Here is a 20,420-nt window from a genome sequence, read left to right on the forward strand (position 1 = left end):
CTGGTAATAGTATCCCCAACGTACGAGATCGAGCGGGATGTTGCGCAGTGACAAACGGTCGGAGAGGCACTCCGCAATCGTGGACTTGCCGGAGCAGATCGACCCTATCAGCACCAAACGTGTCATTCTAAACCGGCATCCACCCGATGATCGGCTTGTTGCGGTGAAATTGTTACCATGTGCGTGCATTGGCAAGCCCAGACCGTCGCCACCTCGTCGCCACCGGAGCCGCCTTACGACGACGTGGGTGGCTACGGTGCTTTCCATGCCAGGGATGTCGAGTCGACGCGTTCTCAACCAAAATGGTGCGCACGCCATTTGGCAGAAGGCGCTCGAGCATCGCGGAAAAACCGGCGCGCGCTGTGACTGCATCGGCACCGCTCACCGAAGCGTCGTAGTATCTCTCGATGATCTCGTAGCCGTTTGACCGGGCAAACGCCTCAACGGCCTCGCCCTGGCGCCGTTCGCTGTCTTTGTCGGCACCGACGTTGGCTGCAGACGAGGTTCGAAGATAAGCCACAGCCTGGCTCAAAGCTTTGCTATTCATAGCTTACCGCCCAGTGTCGATATCGTTTGCTTCAGCATTCTAGCGTTCACGAGCGGAACGCAGTGTGTTCAGCCTCCAATGGTTCAGACTCCGTTTTCCCTTTGTGTGTTGCCGCGTACGCCTCGAACGCCTGCCTCCCCTTTGCGGCCCATAGCTCGCGGGAGTGTTCACCCTGATCGCTTTTGAGCTTGCCGGCCATCCAGAGCAGAGCGCCGAGGATGGTGGCGCGATCATCGCCGGTGAGGTCCACAATCCCGGCCTTGATCACGAGGCCGCCCAGTTCGATCAGATGCCGCGTGCGCTTACGGCGTTCGACCTGCCATGTGCGCATATCATGCCGCGCCCGTCCCGCCTGATGCCGGTTGCGGTCTGTCCGATCGCGCCGGAGTGCCGTCAGCGTCGCGGTCAGTCGCCTGTGCAGTCCGCCCCGACCGGCGTTGAAAGAAGGCAGCCCCGCGCTTCGCCCATGCCTCCCGCTTTCCGGCTTCTTTGGTCTCCGCCAGCACGATCAGCGCACCTGCTAATTCCTCGGCGCTGAGCGCATCGGCGCCGGTGGCGATCACCAGTTCGCCGAGTTGCTGCACTTTGCGGGTCTTCAGTTCGCGCGCCCTGTCCTCCAGCGCCTTCAGTTCCGCATCAAAGTCCCGTGGTTTGCGCATCGTCGTCTCCATGAGTTGTCGATGCATGATGATAGGTGAGCATTTTGCCGAATGCTCCAGGGTTGCCAGGATGGCTCGGGACGGGCTAGTCGCTCCCGAGATTTTTTCGAGGGAGGGCGCGCTTATACGTCGTGCCGACGTGCGCTTTGACGTGCAAATGATCTGGTCGCGATGGCGATCTATCATCTTCACGTCAAGGTCATTGGCCGCAAGGCTGGGAGCAGCGCCGTGGCGTCTGCCGCTTACCGCTCGGCCTCGCGGCTGCGCGATGAGCGGATCGACCGCAGCCATGACTTCTCGGCCAAGCGCGGCGTTGTCCATTCCGAGGTCATGCTGCCGGAGAACGCGCCAGAGGCCTGGAGCGAGCGCGAACGGCTGTGGAATGACGTCGAGGGTTTCGAGGTGCGCAAGGATGCGCAGCTTGCCCGCGAGGTAGAGTTTTCCCTGCCACGTGAACTGAGCCAGGCCCAGGGCGTCGAACTGGCGCGCGATTTCGTTCAAGCCGAGTTTGTCAGCCGAGGCATGGTCGCCGATCTCAATGTACATTGGGACCGGGCAGAGGATGGTAGTCCAAAACCGCATGCGCACGTCATGCTCACCATGCGGTCGGTTAATGAGAACGGTTTTGGCGCAAAGGTGCGCGACTGGAACAGCACCGAGTTGGTTGAGCGCTGGCGCGAACGCTGGGCCGAGCTTGCCAATGAGCGCCTTGCCGAACTCGACATCGACGCCCGCATCGATCATCGCAGTCTGGAAGCACAAGGCATTGCCTTGGAGCCGCAGACCCAGATTGGAGCACCGGCTCAGCGCATTGAAGGCAGCGGCCTCGACGCTGCCGGCATTGATGCAGATCGCGCCGAATTGCATCGCGAGATCGCCCGCATCAACGGCGCGCGGATCGTCGCCGATCCATCCGTGGCGCTCGATGCCATCACGCATCAGCAATCGACCTTCACCCGGAAGGATATTGCGAAGTTCGCGCATCGCCACAGCGATGGGATCGCGCAGTTCAGCCAGGTGATGGGCGCGATTGGCAACGCACCGGATCTCATCGAATTAGGCAAGGACGGACGCGGCGAAGACCGGTTCACCACCCGGCAGATGATCGAGACCGAACAGCGGCTTCACCGCGCTGCGGAACGCATGGCTGGACAAGAGCGTCATGTGGTAAGTGATGCACATCGCGACGCCGCTCTGGCGCGTGCAGCTCAACGCGGGCTTGTTCTGTCAGGCGAGCAGACCGCTGCACTGGATCACATCATCGACGGCCGTGGTCTTGGTGTCGTGGTCGGTTTTGCCGGAACGGGCAAGAGCGCCATGCTGGGCGTTGCGCGACAGGCATGGGCAGCAGCGGGCTATGAGGTCCGAGGCGCGGCACTCTCCGGCATTGCCGCCGAGAATCTCGAAAGCGGATCAGGGATCTCGTCGCGCACGATCGCCAGTATGGAACATGGTTGGGGTCAGGGCCGTGACCTGCTCACCGCGCGTGATGTCCTGGTGATCGACGAGGCCGGCATGGTCGGCACGCGCCAGTTGGAGCGCGTGCTCTCCCATGCGGCGGACGTTGGTGCAAAAATCGTGCTCGTTGGCGATCCGCAGCAGTTGCAGGCGATCGAGGCCGGCGCTGCATTCCGCTCGATCCATGAACGCCATGGCGGCGTCGAGATCGGCCAGGTACGCCGGCAACGAGAGGAATGGCAGCGCGACGCGACGCGTGATCTGGCGACCGGCGGGATCGGCGCCGCGATCAGCGCCTATGACGGGCAAGGCATGGTGCATCAGGCCACGACGCGCGAGGAGGCGCGCAGCGATCTGGTCGAGCGCTGGGATCGCGACAGGCAGGCGCAGCCCGACGCGAGCCGGATCATCCTCACCCACACAAACGACGAGGTGCGCGCGCTCAACCATGCAGCGCGCGAGCGCATGCGCGCCGCCGGCGATCTCGGCGACGATGTTCAGGTGATTGTGGAACGCGGTGCAAGAGACTTCGCCAGCGGCGACCGTGTCATGTTACTGCGCAACGAGCGTGGGCTCGGCGTCAAGAACGGAACGCTCGGCATCGTGGAGGAAGTCAGCACACAAAGCATGGCCGTGCGCATCGACGACGGGAGGTCGGTGCGTTTCGACCTGAAAGACTATGCCCACATTGACCACGGCTATGCCGCGACCATTCACAAGGCGCAGGGCATGACGGTTGACCGGACCCATGTGCTCGCTACGCCGGGCATGGATGCACATGGCAGCTATGTCGCCCTGTCCCGGCATCGAGACGGCATGGACTTGCATTACGGTGGCGACGATTTTGCCACACGGGACCGGCTCGTCCGTACTCTTTCGCGCGACCGTGCCAAGGACATGGCATCGGACTACGAGCAGATCGATCCAGCACAGAGCTATGCCGAACGGCGCGGCATCGCCTTCCGCGAGCGTGTGGTCGAGATCGTGCGCCGGATTATTCCGGAGAAGCTGCGTGACAAGATCGGCGGGCTGCTGGACGGGTTGCGGTCGGCCGGAGACGACGAGCCCAGTCCAGACCATCGGGGCAGGCCGGGAAGGGAAAATGTTGGAGCGCGGGTCGGAGATGTTGACCATACGCCTGCAAGGGATGCTTCCGCCAGGGGCGTGCCGCGCGAAACCGATGTCCCGGCCGACCCGGCAGCAGCATTGCGCAGCGCTCGCACGAAGGCGCTTGTACGTCATGCGGGCGCCCTCGACGCGATACGCGCAGCTGGAAACACGGACGGCCAAGGCAGCTCGGAGCAGATCCGCGAATTGAGGGATGCGCGCAACGCTTTCGAGAAGGTTCGGCCGCATGGCTGGCGCGATGCCGAAGCAGCTTACGCCAAAAATCCCGAGCTTGTCCGCGAGGCGGTGGGCGGCCGGGTCAATCGCACCGTCCTTGCTCTCCAGCTTGAATCGGAAATCCGCACCGGGATGGACATCGATCCGAACCGCCAGGCGAACAGTTTCGTGGAACGCTGGCAAAAGCTCGACCGGACAAGCCAGGGCCAATACCAGGCCGGTGATATGTCCGGCTATAAATCAACGCGGTCGGCCATGTCCGACATGGCCAAGAGCGTCGAACGCGATCCTCAGCTTGAATCCCTGCTTGCCAACCGCAAGAGTGATCTCGGCATTCACACCGATTCCGGCCGCCGCCTCGGCGCGGAGCTCGCATTCAGCATTGGCATAGGCAGGGGGCGCGGCATCGGGATTTGACGCCTCCGATTTGCCGCCGTTTCCACGCCGGGGCAAGACAACCCGGAAAACGCTCTTGCGCACCCGTAAGTGTCTGTCCTCTCTGGATCAGGAGGAATCAGAACCAGCCAGCAAGAGACCATGCCTGAACCAGACCGCATCATCCGCCTGAAAACCGTTCTTGCCCGGACCGGCCTGTCCCGCTCTACCATCTATCGCAAGATCGCCGAAGGCACGTTTCCAGCCCAAATCAAGATCAGCATCAATGGGGCGGGCTGGCATGAATCCGATATCAATCGGTGGGTCAACAGTCCCGTATCGTGGCGTCCCCAAGACCAGGGCGACAAGTTGTGATGAGGTTGAGCATCGAGACGCAGCGGTCACGGCGAGGCCATTGCTTGATCCCATGTGGGCCATGTCCATTCGGAGCGCCGCCGAGGCGAGCGAACACGGCAAAGTCGGCCTCGCGCCAATCAAGATGGGTTGCCCAGGCAGGGCAACTTTGGAGCGAACCGCACACAACTGGCCGTTTATATGCTTTCCGATCCGGCTTCTTTCGAAGCAGACTGCTTCCTCACCGCCTTTAAAGGCCGTCAACTAATGGTTGCCCGATCGATCTGGCGATCGTCGCCGGATCGATATTGATGGTGGTGGCCGAGGTCATCCAGGACCGAGCGGATATGCGGCCAGGGGAAATCGGCAGGACGTTCCCAATGCTCACCGTCATGCAGGATAACGAGCAGCTTAGCTAAAATGCCCTCCGTGGAGGTAGCGGCTGTCTGCGGTAGACTATCCAAAAGTTCGCGTTCGGCTATTTCGGATTGCCGTATCAGTTCGTCTGCTCTCGAATAACCGATCTCAGCATCGGCGGCATCCCAACGCGCCTGGTGTGCGGCGAAGTCGGCAACCGCCCTGCTCCATTCGACTTCAATTTCGGCAGAGTACGCATCGTTCAGGCCTTCCATGGAATGGAGCGTTAATTCCGTACCATCGGCAAGCCGTACCTTGGCGCAGGGAAAGCCGACCGTCCTAGCGAGGTATGTCTCCAACCTTCGCTGTTCGCGGCACAGCGCCAGTGTCTCGTTGTGGATCTTTTGCCAGTTCCCACACAGTCGAAGAGCAGGATCACCTGCGCTGCTGCCGTCCGTCAGTTCAGCGGCCAGCGACTTTGCCTGGAAGAGCCATGCCGCCGCGCCCGTGGCCGTGCCCGCCAGCAAGCGCCGCCGGGTGATGAAAAACAAACTCATGCTATTGTCGGAATCATCCATGATCCGAGCTCCATAACAGCTAGGGTTGTGGTCAGGCCGCATCGAGTGTTCGCGCACTGAGTGCGGCCGCTTTCTAAAAACGAAAGGATTATTGGTTTTTAGAAAGCAACAGTCAACGTTTTCCGAAAAAACTTGCGATTTTCGAGAGTTATCACCAGTTTGCGGCATGGATTCTTCTCAGTGTCGCGCCGCACGAGCGCTATTGAAATGGACGCAAGAGGATCTCGCCGCCCGCTCCGGCGCGAGTGCTGTTACCATTCGCAATTTCGAAAACGACCGTTCTGTTCCTCAAACTGGAACGCGATACCTCCTCCAAAAAACGCTTGAGAATGCCGGCATCGAGTTCATCCCTGAAAATGGCGGTGGTGTCGGTGTGCGCTTGTCACGGCGTTCCGAAAACACGTAGGCTCGGTGGCATTGCGTCCTTTGACCAAGGCACAGCGCGTTCATTCGCCGACATTCTTTTCGACGCGGAGGCAGTTAGGTAATCAAGATCAACCGCGAGGGTCTCGACAATTGCCCTCTTTTGCTCGTCCGAGTAATTCAATTCGGGGGCTGATTAAGAGAATCGTTGCTGTCACGCGGCGTCGATCGAGCCGAGCGGAACGACCTCCGCGCCACCTCTGACAATTCCGGCCAATCGATCGGCCCACAGGTAAAGTGCTTCTCGCTTTTCTCTCATGTAATCGTAGCGCGCATAAACGCGGCTGGTGATGCTGGCCTTCGTCGCGCTTACGTGATTCAAAACGTGGCCAATAATGAAGGGCGAGATGCCGAGTTCTTCCATGTGCGTTGCCGCCGACCTGCGAAGGTCGTGTGACGTCCAAGGCTCAACGCCCAAGATCGTCGCTGTTCCGCGCTTCATGACCTCTTCACGCTTAATCGCCTTAGCGATCGCTGCGCCGGTCACAGGCGCACGGGCCCCAGGTCCAGGCAAGACAAACGCCGGCATCTCCCGGCCCTTACGTTCGGCAAGCGCCTTCACGTCGGCAAGTTGGTCGCGAATGATCTTGACGGCCATTGGCGATAGAGGGACTGTATGCTCGCGCTTGTTCTTTGAACGCGTCGGCGGAATGGTCCACAAGGCGGCATCGAGGTCTAGCTCGTCGACCGTTATTCCGCAGACCTCGCCTACGCGCTGCGCGGTGACAAGACACAGGCGGATGACGCGCCGCGTCGATTCCCGCATATCCGCGTCCGCCAAGGCTCCCCACATGGTTCTGATCTCGTCGACAGATAGCACGCGATCGCGTTCAACTGTCTCGGTGGGCTTGCGCATACCCTCAACGAGATTCTGATCAAGATCGCCCCGGCCTCTAGCCCATCGGATCATGGCTCGAATGTCTTCGAAGAGTCTGTTCGCTTCGACGTGGGCGCCGCGATCCTTCACGGCGTCGATCGCCATCGTGATATCGCGGCGATGCAACTCGGAAAGCTTGACCTCCCCAATGCAACCCGCCGAACAATCCTCTAACTTCTTACCGTCGGCGTCGCGGCCAGAAACATTCTTGCGAAGGCGGCGAGCGATCTCGGCGCCCGAGCGCTTCGTCGAGGCGTGACGCTTGACGTAGTTCTCGACTAGGTCAGCAACAGCTTGGGAAACCGCCAGCGACTTCTTGTCGGCGACCGGATCACCTCCATCTCCCACCTTCGCACGTGCATCCCGTGCGCGCTGACGGGCTCCCCTGTCACCACCGAGCGGTATTTCCGGATAGGAGCCGAGTTTCAGCCATTGGCGCTTGGCCGGCGGCCCATACACTAGATACCAGGACTTGGTCCCACCTGCCGACACACGCAATACAAGCCCTTTTACCAACGTGTCGAAGTAGTCGACCTTTCGGCCAAAGGTCGCCTTCGCAGACTGGCAGAATTTGTCCGTAAGCTCGTTCTGCGGCACCCGTCCCTCGACCAACCGGTTCGTGTGATCTACACAATGATCTACAGGACTCCATGCGCTTTGTCGAGATGCGGTGCGACGAGGTGAGATGCGGAAGAGCGAAATAATCCTTGCTTTGCGTGGGCTTATGATGTTTCAGGCCGTCGCAAGACGGTCCAGAGAAAGTCAGCGGAAAACCTCTGTTAACCGGTTGGTCGCTGGTTCGAATCCGGCCCGGGGAGCCAAATTACACGCCTAGTGTATTGTTTCCATTAGATTTTAAGATTCACAATCGCCTCTTTCCCCACTATTTCTCCCCGCTTTTGAAGCGCGGCCATTACACACCCCACTCGATACTCTTCGCGACATACGACGGCGGAGCAACGATAACCCCGCGAGTTGGCGGGGCCACTTAGTTTCGAGGGCACGCCTGTGAAGTGACACTTCAGGCACCATGGGTGTCCGTCTTTTATTGGCTCATAATCGTCCGTCTGCCACCCGTCGGAGTTCATGGCGATTTGGCCGGCGAAACTGACCGGCGCGGCGTGTATCGGCAATGTCGATGTCATCATTAAATTAACCCCTCCATACGAAAGAGGCGACGCCCTTATGTTCGCCGCTCCGAATCGCATCATATGGAATGCTCACCGAAGATTCCGTGCCGGGCATTGAAAAGCCCTCCGAAGCGGCGGAACCTTCCCCAGTCAGACAGGTTGAGTCTCGTGGCGGCGAAGCATTTGTTTGTCCCTCAACAGCGGTGCCGGGTCTCGCAACCCTAATTCGCCGCCACACCCACCCCTAGCCGGTCATCGACCCTTTCAGCCTCCCGACGCTAATACCGATGGGTCCCTTGCTTTGGCTAAACCTGTATAAAAAAACATTCGTGGACCCCATACCACGTAACAAAAAGCCCGCGCGAGGCGGGCTTCGCGGGCGAACGATGCGCCGGCAATAAGAGGATGTCAAAGAAGCAATGACGAGCGCATCATTATCGCTTCGGCCCCCGCGGTTGGTACGCGGACCATTGTCAGATTCGCCGGACGACCGCATCGAGGCGCGAACCGGCCATGACTTCTTTGGGGCCGACAGCGGACGATCCGGTTTCAACCAACTTCTTGCGGTAAGCTGTCGTTCCGAAACCGCCCACAATCGGTCATCGCGCTTGTCAAAACCGCCTCCTCGTTGGGAAGTGGCTCAGTGTTAGATCTTTACAAACCGATAGGCGAAGCGATCGGTCTCGCCCTTGATCGAGGGATCGAACACCTTCATCGAGTGCGCATCATCCTTGTTCGCGAGTATGGTGTTTTCCGCGTCCAGTACGAAGCCGGCCGCCTCCACCTCCTCGCGGACGGATGCAGGCTCAATCCGATGCAGCGACTGGGCGTGGCTCATGCCCGACCCACCGGCGGCGGCGTGGTCTACGATGACGTACGACCCACCGGGCTTCAGCCGCTCGTAGACGGCTCGATTGAAGTCGGCCGCCGTCGCACCCTTCTTCTGGATTAGGGCGGTGTGGAGATCGTGGTAGAACAGGTGCAGCCACAGCACATCCGCTGGCTGCGTGGCCTGCGGCATCGCGACGAGGTCCGCTGAGACGGCTTCGACGTTCTCTCGGCCCGGCTCCTTCGCGAGCGTCCGAATGCGCCCAACCGGATCGTTCTTGAAGTCGGCGACTTCGGCCGGCACGAAGCTGTAGACCCGACCTTCGGGGCCCACGACGTCGGAGAACAGGCGCGTCCAATCGCCGTCGCCTGGGTAGACGTCAATGACAGTGGAGCCCGCATCTATACGTGCGAACCGGATCAATTCGGATAGCTTGGATTGGTCGTACATCGGAATCTCCTTTACGGTTGGGCATTAGACGAGCGCGCGGCATACAATGGAGCGATTTTCGGCTGATCTACCGTCTACCCGATCCGTGCATCGTGGCCCTGCCGGTTGGCACGTCGTGTGCATCAGTCGAACTTGACCAGGTCCTTAAAGATCAAATGACCCCAGCTATTTCCGCGCGCCTGGACCAGCAATCCGCCTTCCGAAAGCCCGCCAAGTTTGATCGGCGCGAAACCGAGCTTTTCCGCAAGCACAGCAATCTCCGCTGCGGCGTTTTCATCGTCGCTCGCCAGGAACACGACCCTCCTGCCACCATGCACGGCCGGATCCTGATCAAGGACGGCAGCCACCAGATGGTTGAAGCCCTTGACTAGTTTTGCACCAGAGAATGCCTGCGCGATGAACTTGGAAGAAGGCTGTCCCCTCAGTTTTTCAGGAGGCACGCCGTAGGCATTGGTCACATCGATGATGGTCTTCCCCTGCCAGGTGGCAAGCGCCTTCGCGACCTCCGGGTGCGACTCGAAACGGACAGCCAAAAAGATGATGTCCGCCTTGAGGGCGTCCGCCAGCTTCTTAGGGATGATCGTAGGCCCGATCGCGGCCGCATCGGCTGCAAAGCTTTGCGGGTCGCGCGTGGTTGCAACGGACACGTCGATGCCCTTGCGGGCAAACGCCTTGGCCAGTGCTCGGCCGATATTGCCGAAGCCGATGATTGCGTAGCTCATGATGCTTCTCCGATCTTGTGTTAACGCCGGGTCAGACCTGCGCCCAACCACCATCGACGGCGAGATCCATACCGGTGATGTAGGAGCTTTCATCGGAGGCGAGGAACGTGACAGCAGCCGCGATTTCCTCCGGTTTGCCCCTGCGACCCATTGGGATCTGTGAAGCAAACTGCGCGACCGCTTGCTCGGCTTGCTCAGCGGTAAGGCCGGTCGTTGTCGCCAAGGCGGGAGTCTCGATCGCGCCAGGGCTCATCGTATTGACGCGGATATTGCGGTCCTTCAGCTCCTGGGTCCAAGACCGCGAGAAGCTGCGAACAGCCGCCTTGCTTGCCGCGTAGGTGCTGAACGCTGGCAGCCCCATCACATTCGAGACCGAAGAGTTCAGAATGATCGATCCGCCGTCTTTCAAGATGGGAAGGGCCTTCTGAACCGTAAAGAACAACCCCTTCACGTTCACATCGAAGGTCTGGTCAAAATGGACCTCAGTAGCGACCGCGAGCGGTGCGATTGTCCCTGCGCCCGCGTTCGCGAAGAGAATGTCGATGTGACCATATTTCTCTTTCACGACGGCATAGAGGTGGTCCAGATCTTCCAAGCGTGACACGTCGCCGACGACCGTCGTAACGTTTCTCGTAATGAAGGCTGCGGCCTCCTTCAGCTCTTTCTCTCTTCGCCCGGTGATCACGACGTGCGCACCTTCTTCCACGAAGCGCTTGGCTGTCGCTAACCCGATCCCGCTGCTTCCGCCCGTGATGACTGCGATTTTACCTTCGAGTGCTTTCATAATCTTTTGTCTTTCGCTGTGTGTGAGCTAGGTACGAAACGGCGCCGAGGTCAGAGTTGGGCCAAGCCGCCGTCGACGGCGACTTCGCTGGCGGTCATAAAGCTGCTGTCCGGCGACGCGAGGAAGGCGGCAACGGCTCCGATCTCCGCCGGGTCGGCCATGCGCTGGAGCGGGGTCATCGCGCCGTAGGCCTTCTGGCCCTCCTCGCCCAACGCCTCCTTCGCGAGCTCGGTCGCCGTCGCTCCGGGCGACAGCACGTTTACGCGGATGCCAGTGCCCTTCAGGTCCTCGGCCCAGGTCCGCGCGAGATTGCGCACTGCCGCCTTGCTCGCGCTGTAGGCAGTGAATCCCGGGGCGCCCGTGGTGCCGGCGCTCGATCCGGTCAGGATGATCGAACCGCCCTGGCCCATCAGCGGCAACGCCTTCTGGACCGTGAAAATCGTGCCCTTCACATTGGTGGCGAAGGTTTCGTCAATATGCGCGGCGGTGATCTGGCCGAGCGGAAGCGGGCCTCCGGCCCCGGCATTGGCGAAGACGATGTCGAGGCTTCCGCGCTCGGCCTTCACCGCCGAGTAGAGCCGGTCGAGATCGGCCTCATCTGAGACCGAGCCTTTCACCGCGCGGGCATTGGGCCCGAGGTCCGCCACGGCCGCGTCGAGCGCTTCCTGTCGGCGGCCGTAGATAAAGACGAAGGCGCCCTCCTCGATGAAGCGCTTTGCGGCCGCGCGGCCGATGCCGGTAGCGCCGCCGGTGATGACGGCGGTCTTTCCATTCAATCTGGTCATGACGTGCATCCTTCCAGGCTTCCGCCTTGGTCATTCGGGAACGCCCCGAAGACCTTCAAGATGGGGCTGCCGGGCTCAGGCGTTGAGTGAGGAAGAACGCACACCGGTGGTGCGAAATCGATCCGGTATGGCTATCAACGGCAGCCGCGACGATAAGGTTCGCTGTTCGGAATTCGGCCCGCTCGTTGACAAGTGTTATGGGCCGCCCTGTACTGTTGTACGATAGGGTAGGGCTTGGAAGGCGCACCGCACGGTGCGGTATTGCACCATGATCGACTGGGATGACGTTCGCTACTTTCTTGCCGTCGCACGCGGAGGCTCGGTGCGGGCCGCCGCCAAGCGCCTCGGCGTCAACCACGCGACCGTGCTGCGACGCATCGCCCAGCTCGAGGAGCGCCTTGCGGCGCAGATGTTCGAAAAGCTGCCTTCGGGCTATCGCCTGACGGCTGCGGGGGAGGAAGTTCTCGAGCTCGCGGAACAGATGGAAGCGTCGTCGCATCAGCTGGAGACGCGCGTCTTCGGTCGCGACCAGAGCGTGCGCGGGCTTCTGCGGGTAACATTGGCTCCGACCCTCGCGACATACCTGCTCATGCCGGACTTCGCCGATTTCGCGGGTCTGCATCCGGACATCGAGATGGAAATCTTGTCGTCCGGCGAGCTGGCAAATCTGACCAACCGAGAGGCCGACGTCGCGATCCGCGTCGTCTACGACCGCAAAACCCTACCGCTCAATCTTCACGGCCTGAAGGGACCGGAACTGTTCGGCGGCGTCTACATGTCCCGCGATCGACTAGCCGGATGGCGTGCGGGCGCGCCTGATCCCATCAGGTGGATCGTCATAAGCCTTCATGGAATTCCGGAATGGGCCAGCGAGGGTGAGGTTCGCACCACGGGGGTTCCATTCAGGACCACGGACGGCGAGGCGCAGATCGTTGCTGTACGGCAAGGGCTTGGGATGACGACGCTGCCGTGCTTCATCGGAGATGCCGACCCACTGCTGGTGAGGGTGCCGGGCACCTCCCTGCACATGTACGGAACGGTTTGGCTTCTCACACAGGGGGAGACACGCAAGACGAAGCGTGTGCGGCTCTTCACCGAGTTCGTATCCCGCAGGCTCGCCGCGTACGCGCCGCTTCTCGCGGGGCTGTCCATATCGCGCGACTGACGCCCGCTAGGTCGCCGGCGACGCTAGCCGGGGATATAACTGCACCCTGCCCCGATGGGAGCACCACACCAATGATTGAGCCTCCCCGCCGCGCAGCGAGAACCGCCAAGGACGGCGGCGCGATCGCGATCGACCTTCGTCACCTGCTGGCGGCAAAGGCCTTCGCCCCCTTTTGGATGGACCTGAGCGCCTCTTTGGCATCCTGCCAGCCCTTGAATTTGATGGTCTTGCCCGTGCCCAGCACGGACGAGCGAAAGAACTGTTCGATTTCACGCCTTAAGTTTTCGGGAACATAGTCTGCGACAACGGGTTCGTCCTCCGCATCTTCCTTGCAAGGGCAGAAGATATAGCGGTCGTTGCGCACCGCCGCGCCTCCCTTGTCCTTCTGCTTAACCCGCAACGCACCCAAGAGGTCGCATTTGATGACGATGCCCGGAGCCGTGGCGGCTTGATGGATCACAAGCCCATCGAGGGGATCGCCATCCGCGCCCAGCGTGGAGGGGATAAAACCCCAGTCATAGGGATAGGTCATTCCGACCGGCAGGGGACGGACATAGCCGAATGCCTTGCTGACCGGGTCGTAAGCCATTTTCGCTGCGGCGCCGCGCGGGGTTTCGATGACCACCCTAATAAGGCCTTTGGTCGTGGTCGGCAGCTTCAGATAGTCGGGCATGGACATGCCTCTCTCGTCGGTTCGCTCAGCATGGAACTTCAACGCCGGAAGAATGTTCCGCTAAGCAGGCCCCATGGAGGTTTTCAGGCATGACAAGCGCTTCTCTGCACCTGCTCAAGGGAGTGGGCTATTTGATTTCAACCGCGAGTGTTGTGCTGCTGGCCATCGTGAGCTGGTCGAGCGCTTCACAAAACCCGCTGCTCGCGGCCTGCCTGCTCGGTGGCGCCGCTGCATCGATCGTCGGCATGTTCTGCCGCTGGCTTACCTATGAGATCGAAAAGCGTCGGGAGGGCAAGTAGGCGTCATCTGCGACACCGTAGATCAAAAGGGAGAGGCCATCGATTTAGACCGGCGAGCAAGCCGAGGGTAAGGCCGGTGCGACCACCGACCAGCAGGCCCAAGGCAAGCCAGAGGTCCAGACAGACCAGCAGGCTCAGGGCAAGACCTCATCATAGACTGATCAGCGATCAACTGCTTCCATTAGCAACGTCACCGTCGAACAGAAACCCAGATCACGCAGGTCATCAAAAGAGATCAAGGTACAGCCGGTGTTCAATGTTGATTTCGACATATCAGTCGGCATCGAGATCCCCATCCCTGAGTATCATTCTCGCTTCGCACCGCACTGGGTGGACCCTAAGGGTTGCGTGGCTAACTCCCGCTGACCATCAATGACCAGACTATCGGAGCAGTGCACTCGAGCCATTGACTTTCTAAGGCGCGACTCCCTTGCTCTCGCAGTTCGGCACGCCGATATGAGGCCGTGCCCCGCCTTGCCAGAAAGCCTGCATAGTTCGCCGCCTGATAAAGCGAATAGACATGCGCACGGCAGGATTTGGGCCGGAAGCTGCCTGTCTGCAGTCAGCGTAGAAACGCGGATAGCGGACGATCAGCGTCGCAAGATAGCCCTCGAGGACGTCGTTTGCGCCGAGTGACATGGCCGCAGACGTGGCTATCCAAGCCGGCCCGTATGGGATCGATCCCACCTATTTGAGGACGGGCACCGACAAATTGTGAAACTCTTCAAAATGGCCCGGAAAATTGCGCGCCAGATATCGCACCACTTTGGAATTATCCATTAGCCGGTGAAAATAGCGGCTGGTTGCGACAAGCTCCAGACCCACTCGGCTACGTTGTTCCACGGCGCTTAGAACCGCAAGGCTCAGCCTGCCCAACTCGAGCGCCATCGCGCCTCGCTGGCCTTCAGTCAGATTGGCGATCGTTGCGGGATGGAAATCCTTGGCCAGCAGGGCTTGTGGTGTGAGAGCGACGAGCATCCTTGCGTAGGTGAGCCTGACCCTGTCCATGGCCATCATCAGGCGGGCAATTTCCAATTGCCTGGATGGAAGCACCTTCTGGAGCAACCCGAAGATTTTTGTTTTCACTGGGCTGTCCCGAAGCACGTCGAGGACGTCCGGGCAAATTCCGCTGACACGTTCCCGGTTTTCGCCTGCGTCGGAAGAGGGTTTTCCGGGAGAGCAAAACTCTTGCGGCTCGCGAGTCGCGCCTTGCAACCTGTGAGCCAATAGCCTCGGCATTGTCTCAAGCCCCTCGGAGACCAGCAGTACGCAAAATTGCTTGTCGCGCATCATCATGCGAATTGCCCCGACGATGCGGTCCAGGCGCCGTTCAGACATTTCTGCTTCCGTTATGAAATCGCGCATGTGTTTGCATTCCGCCTCGTAGGTCGCCAAAAGTTCGGGCGCAAAGAGCTTTGCCTTGGACCCTAGTTGACCAGCAGCAATATTCCTCGCGTGTCTGTTGCCGCTGTTCTCAAGCGCGCGGTAGGCGGCATCTTTGGTCAAACGTTTCAAATCCAAAGCGCGCTCCCCACAGTCGCTCGCTCCGCCAGCCTGATAAGCGGGTTGAGCGTGGGAAAAATATAGGTGTCCAGCCGTCCCCCATTGTTGGCATGCAGTTCCGATTTGCCCGCTATCTCTTGGGCAGGAGCAATCAAATAGTCTCGAATGGTCAGGTCGCCGGGATTCATCCGGATCAGAACAAAAATGTCCGCCAGCGGCTGCCGGTCGGCCTTCGAAAGCCAGCGTGGATAGCCGAAGCCGGAAACCCTGCAGCGTGTTACTGCGATCGCCACTGTGATCTCCTGGTTGATCCGCAGGAGGCTCGTCTCGATGTCATGGGTCGCGACCCCGCCACGCTTTTCAACTTCGGCCAGGAGATCCTGGATAACCTGCAGCCTTATCGTCTCTAGGCGCCGGTTCACAAGGATGTAGCGGCAGTTCTTGGGCGGCTCGTATCCGATCAGTTCATAGGCTTTGACGATGGTTCCAAAACGCGACATGTAGCGGGTGGACGGCGGGCAGTTGGGTGCGGTGTCGATAATGAAAGAGGACAAGGCGCCGCGACGGGCCAGGAGTGCCTTGAGGGCGGCCAGCATCTCGTCATTGGTCAGGTGGCGGTAGATGGTCTTAAGGACAATCTGCGCTCGGTTGAACAGCTTGCGGTCGACGATCGGCTGCACGACGTTTTCCACCCGCATCCACTGTTCCGGGGGATTGCGGACTTGATGGCTTTTGAGCCGGGACGAATGCTTATTCCAGACGCTGTTGCCGATGTAATTTTCGTTGGTCAGCACCGAATGTACGGACTCTCGCGTCCATGGGCGCCCCAGGTCGCTTAGTACGCCACGCTTGTCGAGCAGCCTTGCCATCTCGAGCTCTGTCTTCCGTGTTCTGACGAAGTGACCGAAAATCCATCTCACTGTCGCAATTTCCTCAGGCGGTCCGGGGACCACAATTATCCGGTCCGTCTGCAGGCTCTTGTATTCGTACGACGAAAGGATGCCCTTGGGGCTGCCATGTTGATCGACAAGCAGGCGCCGCAGGCCATAGCCGACCTTGGAGCCCTGTCGAAAGCCCATCCGGATCAGCCTCGCTTGGCCAATGAAGACTTTCTGCGAGAGCATTCTGCTTTGCTCGGCAGCCATGCTGCGTTTGATTGCTTTGAGGACATCGGATCCGATGCTGCCGTCGTTTGCGAACTGCTCGGCGCAAAATTCGATACGGACGCCGGCCATCTGGCACTGGTACTCGTAGGCGGCGCTCTCATCGATATTCTGGAACCGTCCCCAGCGGCTCACATCGTAAACCACGACCGTCTCAAAATCGGCTCGCCCACTCTCTACATCGGCCAGTAACTTCTGAAGACCGGGGCGCCCTCCCAGGTTTAAACCGCTGCGACCGGCGTCCTCATACGTGGCGACAATGTCGTAGCCCATGATATCGGCATAGTCGCGGATGGCATCCGCCTGGTTGTCGATCGAGTAGGTCTGGTGTTCCGTCGACATGCGCAGATACTGGGCCGCACGCACTACGCGTCTACCTGATGGGGCTTTTAGGGCCGCTGCAACCTCGTCCATGCTCGCGCCGTCCTGCCGAGCTTACATGCTAGCAATCGGCGACCTGTTGATTGGTTGAGAACACCCGTCCAGTTTGTGTCAAATGCAGGGCTTCTCTGTTTAGAAACCATGCCCTTCAACGGCCGGGAAACCGTGACACACTTCGTGAGCAGGTGCGCCGCCGTTTGGCCGCAAAGTCGACCCAGGTGGAACAATTCGCCCCTTCGTGAGTTCCTGGGGCTGTAATTAAGGAGTATCTCGAATGATCATCAAGAAAGCCGTTGTGGCGGCTCTTATGGCGGCGGCGCTCGCAGGTTGCGCGACGCAGACCGAACAGCAGCAGAGAGCGACGACCGGCGCGCTCATCGGCGGCGGTGTCGGAGCTCTCGCCGGTCAAGCGCTAGGCGGCAACACGGAGAGCACTGTGGTTGGTGCCGCGGGCGGCGCGTTGCTCGGTGCCGTCATCGGCCAGTCGACCACGCCGCAGCGCCGCGGCGAACAGCTCTGCCGCTACCAGGATCGCCGTGGCCGGATCTACACGGCGCCCTGCGACGACCGGTATTACAACGGCGATTATTGATCCACTCTCCTGCCTGGAAGGGCGGCCCGCTGAATGCGCCGACCTTCCAGCGGACCCGGGCTCGTTTCGGAGTTTCACAATATGAAGGAGCCCGCTCAGTCCTAGTACAATCCCATGCCTAGCTCTGCCGCATGGTGCTCGAAACGGCCCCAATTTGAGTTGGATTGTGGGCTGGGACTGAACCATTCTTTTTGCGTGTATTTTCGTCTTGCTGGAACGCTGGGCGCCTTCGCTGAGCGACATGAGGCGTTGGTTTTTGCGCCGGCAATTATGTCGCATTGTGGTTGCTGAAAAATGCCGACAGCGAAACCAGCTGTGGCCGACTTGCCTTCGTTGGTGGCGCTGGATCGCAGAATTCCGCCACCTGCTCCCACACCGCCTCATACTGGCAGCGCTCGGTTTCGAGCTCGGACTGGCGGGACAGGATATCGCGGGCGCGGCTGATCGAGCCTCTGCATTGGCCATGTGAGACTCCTGGGTATGACCTGGGTATGAGTTGAGTGTGCGCCGCAAACTTCCTGCCCACACCGCCGGCGCTCTCGACGGCTCCCGACCTGCTTTTCCCGCTTGATGTTCCGGCATGGTCGCTGTTTTATGAACTCGTCGCCAACGCCTTTTTTGCCGCTTTGGCCACAAGACTGGTTGCGCGTTCGCTGGCCGTCATCGTCGGCGTTGGCTTGCTGGCCCTGGTGCTGATGGCCTGGCATGGTGTCGTGCTTGGCGGGCGCGGCTACTGGGACAACACGATCGCGGCTCCCGCCCGGATCGCCTTCTCGTTCTTTCTCGGCGTCTTTCTCAACCGGTATGCGACCGGGGACAGCCGGGACGGCAATCTCTATTTGCTGTTCCTGCTGGTGCTATGCGGAGCGCTGATGATTTTCGATCCCGCCGACTATGCCCAGTTATACAGTCTGGTGGTTATCGTCCTGATCTGGCTTGGCTCGTTCTCTTGGCCTCGCGCCTACGGCTTTCCGGTTCCTGGCGCTGGATTGCGCTCTTCTCCGGCACATCTCCTACGCCATCTAGGTCCTTCACACGCCGCTCATCCGCCTTTCGGACGCCGCGGTCCAAGCTGTGACCGATATCTCATGGAACGAGCACGGCCTGCCGTTCATCCTGGCGACATCCACCCTAATCATAGCGGTCTCGGCATTCGCCCATTATGTCTACGACAAGAATATCCGGGCCCTGCTGCGGCAATGGCTTTCAGTTCGGCGCGCCCGAGAGGGCGTGACACAGTTTTAGCCGGATTTCAGTTCGAGGAGATCGGCTGGCTTTTAGAGCCTACTCCGCTGGCGCCGTCCCCAGCTTTGGCTTTCTTGCGGAGCGCTGGACGACGAAGCGGCCTGCCTTCTGGCCGGGGACCTCGATCAGATTGTAGGTGATCCAGGACAGCAGGGTCACCGTCGGCAGGACGACGGCAACGACGATGGCGAAGCGCAGCGGCGGCGCCAGCTCGTGGCCGTACTCGGTGATGACGAAGGCCGCGACCGGCTGCAGCACCAGCAGATGGATCAGGTAGATGCTGAAGGACAGCTCGCCCATGAGATGGAAGAACCGGTTGCTGAGCGTCACGGCGATCGCTCGCGCCAGCCTTCCCGCCACTCCCGGCAGCATGCGATAGAGCACCAGGGCAAAGAAGCCCGCCACCAGCGCTTCCCGCACCAAAAGCTTGCCCAGTCCGTAGTCGCCGCCAAAGGGCAGCGCCGCCAAAAGCACGGCCAACGCCAGATACAGCAGCGGCCGCGGCTGGCTTTGATGCACGACGCCCGCCAGCAGCATGCCGCACAGGAAGATCTGCATTTTCAGCGGCAGGAACGACGGCATCGGAAAATGGATCGACAGTCGGCCCATCGCAAACACGATGATGCAGCCGAGCACCGCCACCAGCACGGCGCTCCGTATCCAGTCCAGCCTGCGCACCAGCAGCATGACGGCCGGGAACACGGCATAAAACTGCATCTCCAGCCCCAGGCTCCAGTCGGGCAGCGGCGTGCGATAGGCGAGGTTCGGCACCAGGCCAAACAGGAAGGTGAGATGGGCGACGATGTTCTTCAGGCTGCCGTCGAGGTAGCGCTCGGGCGCCTGATGCGATCTCGCCAGGAAATCGTCGATGACGATCCTTGACTCGTAGAGATAGGGGCCAAGCGCCAGCGCCACGAACAGCATGACGTAGAACAGCGGCGCGATCCTGAAATAGCGGCGCGTCCAGAATTTCAGCCAGGTTTCCGGCCTTTGCCACGGCTCCTTGTCCTGACGCAGCTGATAGTGGAACACCATCAGGAAGCCAGACAGCATGATGAACAGGTCGACGCCGAGATCCGGTTCGCCGACGACAGGAATTTGCCAGCCGGTCAAAAGCAGGCAGTGCCCGACAAGCACCCAGATCGCCGCAAGTGCGCGAAGTCCGTCCAGGCATTCGATGCGCGACGACCTGTTATCCGTGATGCTGGATTCGTAGCTAGCCATGTTGCACTGCAGCATGGCGCTTGAGGAGCGATTGTCAACCCATCGATTACGACAATGGCGGGACCAAAAAGGAGTCGTTTCTCATCGCCGGGTTCTCCTTCGACTGCGGCCGAAGGGCGGGGAAGCAGGTGGCCCACTCGACGTGTGGCTCGTCGACCGGAACGAGCAATTGCCGCCAACCGCGATCATCTGAGCCTGTACCCTCCTCGGAGGACTGGATTGGTCCAATCGCGACCTCCAGCGTGGTCGTCGGCAATGTCTTCTGTGGATGGCTCCCGCATTGCAAGGGGTGATTTGACGTTTTTGACGATTGGGTCAGGTGCAGTCTTCTGTCCGGCCTGTTGATGCAGTCGTTCATGTTGACCGCTGGCCTTGATGGTATCCGCGAGTCAGGTCCCACTCTGCTTTGCGGGCAATGACGCCCACGACATTCGCACGGGTTATCCCAGCTCCCGGTATGACCGGTTCGCCATCACATCTCATCGCCCTTGCAACTGGTGAAC

General features: G+C 60.3%; 20 protein-coding genes. 7 read left to right on the plus strand and 13 right to left on the minus strand.

Translation table 11 applies throughout. The features are described from left to right. Window positions 1–172: 172 nt before the first annotated feature. The 3 genes from AC1D0N_RS22225 to AC1D0N_RS22235 are packed head-to-tail and all read right to left on the minus strand — an operon-like array spanning window position 173 to window position 1,218. Window positions 173–547, minus strand: a complete 375-nt coding sequence (locus AC1D0N_RS22225) for a recombinase family protein (RefSeq protein ID WP_477247654.1) — start codon at window positions 545–547, stop codon at window positions 173–175. Window positions 548–593: 46 nt separating this feature from the next. Next, window positions 594–878 carry a conjugal transfer protein TraD gene (locus AC1D0N_RS22230; protein WP_477247656.1) on the minus strand — a complete coding sequence of 95 codons (285 nt, stop codon included), beginning with the start codon at window positions 876–878 and terminating at the stop codon, window positions 594–596. A gap of 1 nt (window position 879) precedes the next feature. Next, window positions 880–1,218 (minus strand): conjugal transfer protein TraD, encoded by a 339-nt coding sequence (locus tag AC1D0N_RS22235; protein WP_477247658.1) that lies wholly within the window; start codon window positions 1,216–1,218, stop codon window positions 880–882. Window positions 1,219–1,377: 159 nt separating this feature from the next. Between AC1D0N_RS22235 and traA the strand changes: the two genes are divergently transcribed. After that, window positions 1,378–4,425 (plus strand): Ti-type conjugative transfer relaxase TraA, encoded by a 3,048-nt coding sequence (traA, locus tag AC1D0N_RS22240; protein ID WP_477247660.1) that lies wholly within the window; start codon window positions 1,378–1,380, stop codon window positions 4,423–4,425. A 120-nt stretch (window positions 4,426–4,545) separates the two neighbouring features. Beyond that, a complete protein-coding gene (locus AC1D0N_RS22245; RefSeq protein ID WP_477247661.1) occupies window positions 4,546–4,758 on the plus strand; it encodes a helix-turn-helix transcriptional regulator in 213 nt (70 codons plus the stop codon). Between the two features lie 239 nt (window positions 4,759–4,997). On the opposite strand, the gene AC1D0N_RS22250 is transcribed toward AC1D0N_RS22245, so the two are convergent. Then, on the minus strand, window positions 4,998–5,672 hold the full coding sequence (locus AC1D0N_RS22250; RefSeq protein WP_477247663.1) for a hypothetical protein: 675 nt from the start codon (window positions 5,670–5,672) through the stop codon (window positions 4,998–5,000). Between the two features lie 91 nt (window positions 5,673–5,763). Here AC1D0N_RS22250 and AC1D0N_RS22255 point away from each other — a divergent pair, with 91 nt between their 5' ends. After that, entirely contained in the window at window positions 5,764–6,078 is a 315-nt protein-coding gene (locus AC1D0N_RS22255; protein ID WP_477247665.1) for a helix-turn-helix domain-containing protein, read from the plus strand. 171 nt (window positions 6,079–6,249) lie between these two features. Here AC1D0N_RS22255 and AC1D0N_RS22260 read toward each other — a convergent pair whose 3' ends face one another. The 5 genes from AC1D0N_RS22260 to AC1D0N_RS22280 all read right to left on the minus strand — a co-directional run bounded on the left by AC1D0N_RS22260 (window position 6,250) and on the right by AC1D0N_RS22280 (window position 11,672). Next, window positions 6,250–7,569, minus strand: coding sequence for a tyrosine-type recombinase/integrase (locus AC1D0N_RS22260; protein WP_477247667.1), 1,320 nt, complete (start codon window positions 7,567–7,569; stop codon window positions 6,250–6,252). A 1,179-nt stretch (window positions 7,570–8,748) separates the two neighbouring features. Further along, a complete protein-coding gene (locus AC1D0N_RS22265; RefSeq protein ID WP_477247669.1) occupies window positions 8,749–9,381 on the minus strand; it encodes a class I SAM-dependent methyltransferase in 633 nt (210 codons plus the stop codon). Window positions 9,382–9,503: 122 nt separating this feature from the next. Beyond that, window positions 9,504–10,103: an NADPH-dependent F420 reductase gene (locus AC1D0N_RS22270; protein ID WP_477247671.1), complete on the minus strand. Its 600-nt coding sequence runs from the start codon at window positions 10,101–10,103 to the stop codon at window positions 9,504–9,506. A gap of 31 nt (window positions 10,104–10,134) precedes the next feature. Then, entirely contained in the window at window positions 10,135–10,887 is a 753-nt protein-coding gene (locus AC1D0N_RS22275) for an SDR family NAD(P)-dependent oxidoreductase (RefSeq protein WP_477247673.1), read from the minus strand. Window positions 10,888–10,937: 50 nt separating this feature from the next. Further along, window positions 10,938–11,672: an SDR family NAD(P)-dependent oxidoreductase gene (locus tag AC1D0N_RS22280; RefSeq protein WP_477247675.1), complete on the minus strand. Its 735-nt coding sequence runs from the start codon at window positions 11,670–11,672 to the stop codon at window positions 10,938–10,940. A 268-nt stretch (window positions 11,673–11,940) separates the two neighbouring features. On the opposite strand from AC1D0N_RS22280, the gene AC1D0N_RS22285 reads away from it, so the two are divergent. Further along, the gene (locus AC1D0N_RS22285) at window positions 11,941–12,837 is read left to right on the plus strand and encodes a LysR family transcriptional regulator (RefSeq protein WP_477247677.1); all 897 of its coding nucleotides are present in this window, start codon (window positions 11,941–11,943) and stop codon (window positions 12,835–12,837) included. 139 nt (window positions 12,838–12,976) lie between these two features. Here AC1D0N_RS22285 and AC1D0N_RS22290 read toward each other — a convergent pair whose 3' ends face one another. Next, the gene (locus tag AC1D0N_RS22290) at window positions 12,977–13,516 is read right to left on the minus strand and encodes an inorganic diphosphatase (RefSeq protein ID WP_477247679.1); all 540 of its coding nucleotides are present in this window, start codon (window positions 13,514–13,516) and stop codon (window positions 12,977–12,979) included. 83 nt (window positions 13,517–13,599) lie between these two features. On the opposite strand from AC1D0N_RS22290, the gene AC1D0N_RS22295 reads away from it, so the two are divergent. Further along, window positions 13,600–13,809, plus strand: coding sequence for a hypothetical protein (locus AC1D0N_RS22295; RefSeq protein ID WP_477247681.1), 210 nt, complete (start codon window positions 13,600–13,602; stop codon window positions 13,807–13,809). A gap of 687 nt (window positions 13,810–14,496) precedes the next feature. On the opposite strand, the gene AC1D0N_RS22300 is transcribed toward AC1D0N_RS22295, so the two are convergent. Next, window positions 14,497–15,330, minus strand: coding sequence for a plasmid partitioning protein RepB C-terminal domain-containing protein (locus AC1D0N_RS22300; RefSeq protein WP_477247683.1), 834 nt, complete (start codon window positions 15,328–15,330; stop codon window positions 14,497–14,499). Beyond that, complete coding sequence (locus AC1D0N_RS22305; RefSeq protein ID WP_477247685.1) at window positions 15,321–16,889, minus strand: recombinase family protein; 1,569 nt, start codon at window positions 16,887–16,889, stop codon at window positions 15,321–15,323. The genes AC1D0N_RS22300 and AC1D0N_RS22305 overlap by 10 nt, the downstream gene beginning before the upstream one ends. A gap of 241 nt (window positions 16,890–17,130) precedes the next feature. On the opposite strand from AC1D0N_RS22305, the gene AC1D0N_RS22310 reads away from it, so the two are divergent. Together AC1D0N_RS22310 and AC1D0N_RS22315 are read left to right on the plus strand one after the other, a co-directional pair. After that, entirely contained in the window at window positions 17,131–17,448 is a 318-nt protein-coding gene (locus tag AC1D0N_RS22310) for a YMGG-like glycine zipper-containing protein (RefSeq protein ID WP_477247687.1), read from the plus strand. 500 nt (window positions 17,449–17,948) lie between these two features. Continuing rightward, window positions 17,949–18,833, plus strand: a complete 885-nt coding sequence (locus AC1D0N_RS22315; protein ID WP_477247689.1) for a hypothetical protein — start codon at window positions 17,949–17,951, stop codon at window positions 18,831–18,833. Here the strand turns inward: AC1D0N_RS22315 and AC1D0N_RS22320 are convergent. After that, on the minus strand, window positions 18,733–19,917 hold the full coding sequence (locus AC1D0N_RS22320; protein ID WP_477247691.1) for an acyltransferase family protein: 1,185 nt from the start codon (window positions 19,915–19,917) through the stop codon (window positions 18,733–18,735). The genes AC1D0N_RS22315 and AC1D0N_RS22320 overlap by 101 nt on opposite strands. Between the last annotated feature and the right edge of the window lie 503 nt (window positions 19,918–20,420).

It is taken from the genome of Mesorhizobium sp. P2_E10 (assembly GCF_056404235.1).

Coding starts and splice junctions, on each gene's coding strand:
- AC1D0N_RS22225 (WP_477247654.1), bottom strand. CDS start 547: ATGAATAGCAAAGCTTTGAGCCAGGCTGTGGCTTATCTTCGAACCTCG.
- AC1D0N_RS22230 (WP_477247656.1), bottom strand. CDS start 878: ATGCGCACATGGCAGGTCGAACGCCGTAAGCGCACGCGGCATCTGATC.
- AC1D0N_RS22235 (WP_477247658.1), bottom strand. CDS start 1,218: ATGGAGACGACGATGCGCAAACCACGGGACTTTGATGCGGAACTGAAG.
- traA (WP_477247660.1), top strand. CDS start 1,378: ATGGCGATCTATCATCTTCACGTCAAGGTCATTGGCCGCAAGGCTGGG.
- AC1D0N_RS22245 (WP_477247661.1), top strand. CDS start 4,546: ATGCCTGAACCAGACCGCATCATCCGCCTGAAAACCGTTCTTGCCCGG.
- AC1D0N_RS22250 (WP_477247663.1), bottom strand. CDS start 5,672: ATGGATGATTCCGACAATAGCATGAGTTTGTTTTTCATCACCCGGCGG.
- AC1D0N_RS22265 (WP_477247669.1), bottom strand. CDS start 9,381: ATGTACGACCAATCCAAGCTATCCGAATTGATCCGGTTCGCACGTATA.
- AC1D0N_RS22270 (WP_477247671.1), bottom strand. CDS start 10,103: ATGAGCTACGCAATCATCGGCTTCGGCAATATCGGCCGAGCACTGGCC.
- AC1D0N_RS22275 (WP_477247673.1), bottom strand. CDS start 10,887: ATGAAAGCACTCGAAGGTAAAATCGCAGTCATCACGGGCGGAAGCAGC.
- AC1D0N_RS22280 (WP_477247675.1), bottom strand. CDS start 11,672: ATGACCAGATTGAATGGAAAGACCGCCGTCATCACCGGCGGCGCTACC.
- AC1D0N_RS22285 (WP_477247677.1), top strand. CDS start 11,941: ATGATCGACTGGGATGACGTTCGCTACTTTCTTGCCGTCGCACGCGGA.
- AC1D0N_RS22290 (WP_477247679.1), bottom strand. CDS start 13,516: ATGTCCATGCCCGACTATCTGAAGCTGCCGACCACGACCAAAGGCCTT.
- AC1D0N_RS22295 (WP_477247681.1), top strand. CDS start 13,600: ATGACAAGCGCTTCTCTGCACCTGCTCAAGGGAGTGGGCTATTTGATT.
- AC1D0N_RS22305 (WP_477247685.1), bottom strand. CDS start 16,889: ATGGACGAGGTTGCAGCGGCCCTAAAAGCCCCATCAGGTAGACGCGTA.
- AC1D0N_RS22310 (WP_477247687.1), top strand. CDS start 17,131: ATGATCATCAAGAAAGCCGTTGTGGCGGCTCTTATGGCGGCGGCGCTC.
- AC1D0N_RS22320 (WP_477247691.1), bottom strand. CDS start 19,917: ATGGCTAGCTACGAATCCAGCATCACGGATAACAGGTCGTCGCGCATC.